Genomic DNA, 6,299 nt, shown 5'->3' on the forward strand with positions numbered 1-6,299 from the left:
CCCCTGCACGGCGTGTGTTCTGGCGGTCTGTGATAGAAAATTCGCGAACGCAGCGTATCGTCCGTATGAAAGGCTTGCGGACACTCTTTCTTCAGCCTTTGTATCGTTCGATTGATCCCGCTAACTCCGCGCCTCGCCGCATCGATCAAGTCGGCTCGCTGAAACAGGTCTAGCATCACGCACTCTCCTTGACGGTTGTGAATGGTTCGGGAGTCCAATGTACTGTCGTGGAATTAGAATCCAATTAGCTTCGCTCCCCGTTTTGACTCCCCAACCTCTTTTTGTTAGAGTCGCCACTATTTCTCGGTTTTGATAATCGGCTTTGATAAATATGACTCAGGGGACAGCGCGGCGCGCTTCGGGTTCATCGAAGACACAGGCCCGAAAGGGTCAAGCGGTCCCGTCTGCTGATAAGCCCTATCACCACGGCTCTCTTCCACAAGCACTCCTCGATGCAGCCGAAGTCGTCCTGCGAAGGGATGGAATGCGCGGGCTGACATTGCGAGCCATTTCCAGAGAGGCCGGCGTCTCACATACGGCCGCGCAGCACCATTTCGGCGACATGTCGGGCGTGTTGAGCGAGCTTGCGGCTAGCGGCCACCGGCGACTCGTATCGGCGCTGGCTACCGCCACTGAAAGTGTCAAGCTATTGCAAAGCCGCCGTCGGGCCATGGCGCGAGCGTATGTCACGTTCGCGGCGGACAATCCCGACTTGTTTCGCTTGATGTCGCGCGGCGAGCTACTCGACCCCACACGCCCGGCGCTATTGGAAGCCAGACAAACCACTACGCGTGCCCTCGCCGACCTCTACGGGGTGAGCACGTCGGGCGCCAACGAGTACGTGCAGCCGGACACCAACCAGGCAATCATCATGACTGCTGCGTGGGCATACGTGCACGGCCTGGCGAGCTTGCTGATCGATGGGCGCTTGAATCTGCTCGCCAAATCGACTGAAGGCATGCGCGACGCCGAAGACCTGGTCGTCGCGGCGATTGAGCATGTGCGGCTAGTCCCGACTGGCTTGACCGAGACCACCAAACGCCGCTAGCTTCGAGCACAGCAAGCCGGCCAAGCGCGCTTGCCCGGCCTCACTCAAGATCAGTGAAGCAGCCGGCCGCGCAATTACGCGGAGAGCGGCAAGCCGATCGACGCCACGATGCCCGAAGCCCCGTCGTGTCGATTGCGCAGGACGGTGACGCCGCCATACTTGATCGCGATTGCCTTCACGATGGAAAGGCCTAAACCCGTTCCTTCGACCTGGGTGTTTGCCCGAAACAACCGGTCGAACACGCGCGGCAATACATCTTCAGCAATACCGGGTCCGGTATCGGTGACATCGATCCACGCCGTGCCGTCGCGCGCACTTACACGCAGATCGACCTGCCCTCCCTCGGGCGTATAGCGTATGGCATTGCTCACCAGGTTTCGAAGCGCTATGTGAACGTCCGTTTCAATCGCATTCACGTGCAAATCCCGAAGTTCCTCCGCGCCGATATCGATGTCCCGGCTCGCGGCGATCGGCAACACTTCGGCGATGGCAGCCACGACCACCGATGAGACGTCAACGCGCGTCACCGCATCAGCCCGCAACGCGACGTCGGCCCGGGCAAGGCCCAGCATCTGTTCGACCACTCGCGTACTTCTCGCAATCCCGCCGCGTAGTTCGCGATATCGCTGCTGATTGCCCGGCACGATATCTCGTGCAAGGTTGGCAGCCTGGATCTGAAGTGCCGTGAGCGGCGTTCTTATTTCGTGAGCGGCATCGGAGATGAATCTGCGCTCAGCCTCGAATGACTTCGCGAGCCGCGCAATCATCAGATTGATCGAATCAATAAGCGGCACGATTTCCGCCGGGACACCTGAGGCCGGAAGCGTCTGCAGACTGCTGACGTCGATGTTCTGCACGTCGTCGCCCAGCCCCTTGAGCCGCCTTAACGACCAGTTGATAACGATCAGGACGGCCGCCCATACGAGCGGTATCAGCACGATCATCGGCCAAAGCGTCTTGACCGCATCCTGCTCGGCTAACTCGCTTCGAACCGACGACCGTTGCGCGACCTCGGTGATCCGGCCTTGATCACGCAATGTATAAACGCGCCACAGTCGCGAATCGACCATGATCGACGTGAAGCCTTCGGGCGCATTACGCGCAAGCCTTAGTGACGGTTCCGTACTGCGATAAGGCGCAAGCTCGTCGCCGTTCCAGATCGTGACGACCACATCGCCTTCAGGCTGCGAACCACCCGCAGCAATCGCGGGCAATAGATCGCCCGCGTCGCCGCGCATGCGGCTCGCCACCTGTTCGAGACGCAGGTCCAACAGTGCGCTCATGCCCTCCTTCGAAAGCTGATACGAGCTCAGCCCCTGAGCGATGGCGACAACAGCGACCAGCACACAGAGGGCAAGAGAAAGTTGACCTCTAAGCGACTTGCTCATATCAGGTTCCGTGCTCGATTACGATGAATAGGCAAGATTCCTGACGACGATCGGCGCGCCGCTAGGGCACGCGCGTTCGTGAACAGGATCAGGATGACGAGACGCAACGCAGACGTGGCTTCGCGTCTGAGGCCAATTTTTCTACTGGAAAGATTAATACAAAAAAATTCAACGCTTAATTTTTCCAATGGAAAGATAATGTTATTTTTTTGAGCACACGTCAAGGAGATCACTAACTAACGCCTGCCGACGACGACTCACTCGACGCTCACCCTCACGAGCCACTTTCGCTCTCATCGCGGCAGTGCGAACGGCCATGCCGAACGATAGCTGGCAAACGCCTTGAGGCGCATCTCGCCAGCTTGCTGTTTCCAGCCACGTGTCTTCCAGACGTCCGCCTGCGCGTTCATCGCCGCGCCGTAGTTTGCAAACGCCTGCACCCAACTGTCCGGGTCCCCGTCGGTAATACCCGATGCCACGTGGAAAGCCTGGCCGATGTCGAGTCCACCCGTCGGTCCCCAGCCCAGCGCAGCCATGAAGAACAGGTCCATATCGGCGTCGTTGAAGCAATAGCGCTTGGCGAGACGCTGGTCAGGCGGGTACCGCGCGCGACGGATTCACCCGTCTGATTGTTTGTCGCCGTGGTTGCCACCACGCCCGAAGAAGCGCGTATTTGCATCGATAGGTTTCCTTAGTCTGAAAATTCTTTAATCGGTGCTATGCCTCGACCCCCGTGCCGGTCATCGCAATAGCGCCCCGACGGCCACCGGCATCGATTCATTGTCCACCCGAAAGCGATTAATTTTTACAACGGAAAGATATTTTGACCAAAGAACGCTTTACCGTCAACATCTTTCCAATGGACATATTCACACAACCAATCACCGTCCGTGCAAGATTAATTTCGTTAGTTGTCCATTTTGCCTGCCCCAAGCGGCGCGGTACACTTTACATGGCAACGCCGTCTCAACGGTTCAACCGAAATCTTCCAGAACCCCTGAAATCGCCTCGGGTCCTACTTTTACCGTCCCCGCGAAGGGATGATCAATCGCGGCAATAGTCAGCAGCGCAGAGAGGATCAGCACCGACAACATGCCGGTCATGATCGTCTGCGCACGAAGATTCTCGGTGCCAAAGAAAAATGTAAACCCGATAGTCAGCATTGCACCCCCGAACAGGACGAGCCAGACGATTCCCGGTACTATGCCGGACGCCATGACGAGCCTGTCACGCCGAGCCTCGCCGACAAGATCCAACTGGTGCAGGATTTCTGTTAGCAGGACCGTTTCGCGAGGATCCGCTGGCCGAAAGCGAAGGGTCGTGGTGTATAGGTTGTTCAGCGCGTGGGTGGCCTCGGCACTTGCGTGGCCGTGCTCCATGGCGGGCCAGTCCTTCGCTATTGCCGTCCTGAGATAGAAGCTAAGCGCATCATGTATCTCGACACTTGAAGGAGTGCTGATTCCATTCGACAGACGATAGATCGTTGCCGACGCACCCGCCTCCTGAGCGACTTCATGCTCCGCGTCGCTGAATTTCTCCCAAACGACAATCACTGCAAAGCCCAATAACACTGCATAGAACGCCCACCGTCGCGAACTTGAAGCCGGCTACCTCGTTATTAGTGCTCAGCCGCGACAGGCTCACGTGTCGACGAACGACGATGGGCCCGGCCATTGCCACTAATGTGCCCAGACCGACCAGAATTGCGCCGGACAGCCACAAAGGTTGCGTAGTCAGAAATATCATTATTCTCATCATTCTCCTCCTGGTGTCGACGTCACGTCCGGCGATAAGCCGCTATAGGCGATGTCGGCGGCTGGAAATGAATTGGGCCGGTTGACAGTTAATATCACATGCTGCCCGGTCACCTTACAACTATGCGCACATCTGATTTTGCTATACGTTCGACCGTCAATAGAACTTTATATGGAGCAAGCATGGCCTATCGCAATTACCATAAGCGCAAGATAGCCGGGCGCGATCTGCATCCGCAGACACAGATGATGTCCTATGGCTACGACCCCTTCCTCTCCGAAGGGTCGGTCAAACCTCCTGTGTTCCTGACGTCGACGTTTGCCTTCCGTACTGCAGAAGAGGGTGCCGATTTCTTCGATCGGGTCTCAGGCCGCAAGCCTTCACCGGAAGGTGAAAGCGCGGGACTTGTCTACAGCCGATTCAATCATCCGAACCTGGAGATCGTGGAGGACCGGCTCGCGCTTTTGGACGGTTCCGAATCGGCTGTCGTGACGTCGAGCGGCATGTCCGCCATTGCAGCGGTCTTGCTGGCGTTCCTGCGCCCAGGAGACTGTGTCGTGCAGTCCGCGCCGCTGTACGGCGGGACGGAAACACTTCTCTCGAAGTTTCTTCCGGAATGGGGCATCACGTCGCATGTGATCGACGATGGACTCTCGACGGAACAGATTCACAACGCGCTCGAAGCAGCCGCTCAAAAAGGCAAGGTGCGAATGTGCTACATCGAGACGCCGGCTAATCCAACGAACGCGCTGTTCGATCTCGAAGGGCTGCGTCGAGAGATCGACGCCTTTGAGACGCGGCACGGCTATCGTCCGATTTCGGTGTGCGACAACACGCTGCTCGGTCCGTTGTATCAGAAGCCCGTTGAGCAAGGCATCGACCTCTGCGTGTATTCGTTGACGAAGTACGTCGGCGGACATAGCGATCTGGTGGCTGGCGGAGTGACCGGTAGCCGCAGCCTGATAACCAGGGTGCGTTCGATCCGCAGTGCGCTTGGCTCTCAACTCGATCCGCACTCATCGTGGATGATCACGCGCTCTATGGAAACGCTGGTCCTGCGGATGGAGCAGGCCGCTCGCAGCGGGACCGCCGTCGCGCAGTGGCTGGCGGGCAATCCTTATTGCTCCGTTAAAGTCCTTCATCCGGAATTGAATGACGACCCGGCTTACCAGGCAGTCTATCGACGTCAATGCACTGGCCCCGGATCGACATTCGCATTCGTGCTCGATGGGGGCCGCGAACAAGCTTTCAGGTTGATCAATGGCCTGGTCCTTTTCAAGTCTGCCGTGAGCCTGGGTGGCACGGAGTCACTGATCTGTCATCCGGCGTCGACGACTCATTCCGGTGTACCTGTCGAGGCTCGCGCTACCGCGGGCGTGTCTGAAGGATTGATTCGTGTCTCGGTCGGCCTGGAGCATCCGGATGACCTGATCGCCGACCTGTCGAACGCTCTGGAACACTCCTTGAATGGTTGAGAAGGCGTGGGCCCGGCGAGCCGCAACGCACCATCGCCCTGAGGGGCGCGCACGCTAATCCGCCGCCGCCCACTCCGGCCGCTTTCCGAGGCTGTCGAACACTTCGAGCATGGTCGCCTTGACCTTCTGCACGGCGTTACTCAGCAATGCCGTATCGTGCCAGCAGAGCGACAGGTCGCGCGAGAACAGCCGGTGATCGACCTTGGCAAGCTTGAGCTTGCGCTCATCGAGTTCGACATGTGCGGCGGTCCAAGGCAGGATCGTCACACCTAGCTTCGCCATCACCGCAGCGAATAGCAACGCCGTTGAACTGGCCTCGAAGAGAATCTCGCACGACAGTCCGGCTTCGTGCAGCGCCCACTCGACGCGGCTGCGAATCGTGTTCGGCGCGCTCGGCAGGATCAGCGGCATGCGCGCCAGCTCTGCGATCGCGACGGGCTCGCTCGGCATCGAAAATTCCGGCCACGCAATCAGGTACAGCGCCTCGGTGAGCAGCCGTTGCGCGGCGACGCCGCGGGTTTGCACCGCGTCGACCACCACCGCGAGTTCCACCCGTCCGCTGCCGATCAGACCGCCCAGTTCCGCGCTAGGCGCTTCGATCAATTCCAGCGCGATGCCGGGGTAGCGGTCGCG

The 6,299-nt window shown here is 58.7% G+C and carries 6 protein-coding genes; 2 read left to right on the forward strand and 4 right to left on the reverse strand.

All coding sequences use genetic code 11. The features are described 5' to 3' along the window. The first annotated feature begins 331 nt into the window (after window positions 1-331). Complete coding sequence (locus WCA53_RS09370) at window positions 332-1,048, forward strand: TetR/AcrR family transcriptional regulator (protein ID WP_423908343.1); 717 nt, start codon at window positions 332-334, stop codon at window positions 1,046-1,048. Window positions 1,049-1,122: 74 nt separating this feature from the next. On the opposite strand, the gene WCA53_RS09375 is transcribed toward WCA53_RS09370, so the two are convergent. From WCA53_RS09375 to WCA53_RS09385, 3 genes are all read right to left on the reverse strand, one after another. Next, the gene (locus WCA53_RS09375; RefSeq protein ID WP_423908345.1) at window positions 1,123-2,436 is read right to left on the reverse strand and encodes an ATP-binding protein; all 1,314 of its coding nucleotides are present in this window, start codon (window positions 2,434-2,436) and stop codon (window positions 1,123-1,125) included. A 293-nt stretch (window positions 2,437-2,729) separates the two neighbouring features. Next, window positions 2,730-2,987: a hypothetical protein gene (locus WCA53_RS09380; protein ID WP_423908347.1), complete on the reverse strand. Its 258-nt coding sequence runs from the start codon at window positions 2,985-2,987 to the stop codon at window positions 2,730-2,732. A 423-nt stretch (window positions 2,988-3,410) separates the two neighbouring features. Then, the gene (locus tag WCA53_RS09385) at window positions 3,411-4,001 is read right to left on the reverse strand and encodes a hypothetical protein (RefSeq protein ID WP_423908349.1); all 591 of its coding nucleotides are present in this window, start codon (window positions 3,999-4,001) and stop codon (window positions 3,411-3,413) included. 372 nt (window positions 4,002-4,373) lie between these two features. On the opposite strand from WCA53_RS09385, the gene WCA53_RS09390 reads away from it, so the two are divergent. Next, window positions 4,374-5,666 carry a cystathionine gamma-synthase family protein gene (locus WCA53_RS09390; RefSeq protein WP_423908352.1) on the forward strand — a complete coding sequence of 431 codons (1,293 nt, stop codon included), beginning with the start codon at window positions 4,374-4,376 and terminating at the stop codon, window positions 5,664-5,666. Window positions 5,667-5,720: 54 nt separating this feature from the next. Here WCA53_RS09390 and WCA53_RS09395 read toward each other — a convergent pair. Continuing rightward, window positions 5,721-6,299, reverse strand: a 579-nt coding sequence (locus tag WCA53_RS09395; RefSeq protein ID WP_423908354.1) for a LysR substrate-binding domain-containing protein, incomplete at its 5' end; no start/stop codon positions are given.

This window comes from Caballeronia sp., from assembly GCF_049581465.1.
Taxonomy (GTDB): Bacteria; Pseudomonadota; Gammaproteobacteria; order Burkholderiales; family Burkholderiaceae; genus Caballeronia.

What these genes read in the sequence shown, in the direction of transcription:
- WCA53_RS09370 (WP_423908343.1), top strand. Translation starts at nt 332, where the DNA reads ATGACTCAGGGGACAGCGCGGCGCGCTTCGGGTTCATCGAAGACACAG.
- WCA53_RS09375 (WP_423908345.1), bottom strand. Translation starts at nt 2,436, where the DNA reads ATGAGCAAGTCGCTTAGAGGTCAACTTTCTCTTGCCCTCTGTGTGCTG.
- WCA53_RS09380 (WP_423908347.1), bottom strand. Translation starts at nt 2,987, where the DNA reads ATGGACCTGTTCTTCATGGCTGCGCTGGGCTGGGGACCGACGGGTGGA.
- WCA53_RS09390 (WP_423908352.1), top strand. Translation starts at nt 4,374, where the DNA reads ATGGCCTATCGCAATTACCATAAGCGCAAGATAGCCGGGCGCGATCTG.